The organism is Mesorhizobium sp. M7A.F.Ca.CA.001.10.2.1, assembly GCF_003998575.1.
In the GTDB taxonomy this organism is placed as follows: domain Bacteria; phylum Pseudomonadota; class Alphaproteobacteria; order Rhizobiales; family Rhizobiaceae; genus Mesorhizobium.
The window spans coordinates 1-498 of the sequence record NZ_RZQY01001329.1; the positions used below are offsets into that span (position 1 = coordinate 1).

Annotated in this window: 2 protein-coding genes; both read right to left on the minus strand. The window is 70.3% G+C overall.

Going from position 1 to position 498, the window contains the following annotated elements; all coding sequences use genetic code 11:
* Positions 1 to 170: phosphonate C-P lyase system protein PhnH (locus tag EN964_RS36905; protein ID WP_206528859.1), on the minus strand; the 170-nt coding region annotated here is incomplete at its 3' end.
* On the minus strand, positions 170 to 498 hold a 329-nt coding region (gene phnG / locus EN964_RS36910; RefSeq protein ID WP_127277624.1), incomplete at its 5' end, for a phosphonate C-P lyase system protein PhnG. The genes EN964_RS36905 and phnG, both read right to left, overlap by 1 nt.

A 498-nucleotide genomic window follows, 5' to 3' on the forward strand; every position in this document is an offset into this window, starting at 1 on the left:
GCGATGGCGCCGGCGGTCGCCGAGAGCGGCGCCGGCGGGCGGGCGAAGGCCGGCAGCGGCTGCACGCTGCCCGGCCGAGCCATTGCGTCCATGACGGCGCGGAACACGGTCTGGGCGTCGAAGACCGGATCGGCGAAACCGCCCTCGATCGATTGCGCTGCAATGTCCATCAGTCTTCTCCGCGAACCATGGTGAAGAAATCCACCTTCGTTGCCGCCGTCTCGGCGCGGCGTTTTTCATGCGCTGCGGTTAGAGCCGACCGCAGGGGCGCTATCAGCCCGGTCTCGACCTCATTGCGGCGGGCAGGGTCCTGCCACAGCGCGTCGGCGATGGCCGCCAGCTTCGCCTTCTGCTTGTCGCGGCCAAGCGCATAGCAATGGCCGACCTGACCGGAGGGCAGCCGGACGGTGGCGCGGGTAACGGTCGCCTCGCCGACATTGAAAGGGGCGCCGCCGCCGCCGATGCGGCCGCGCAGGGTGACAAGGCCGGTTTCGGGGC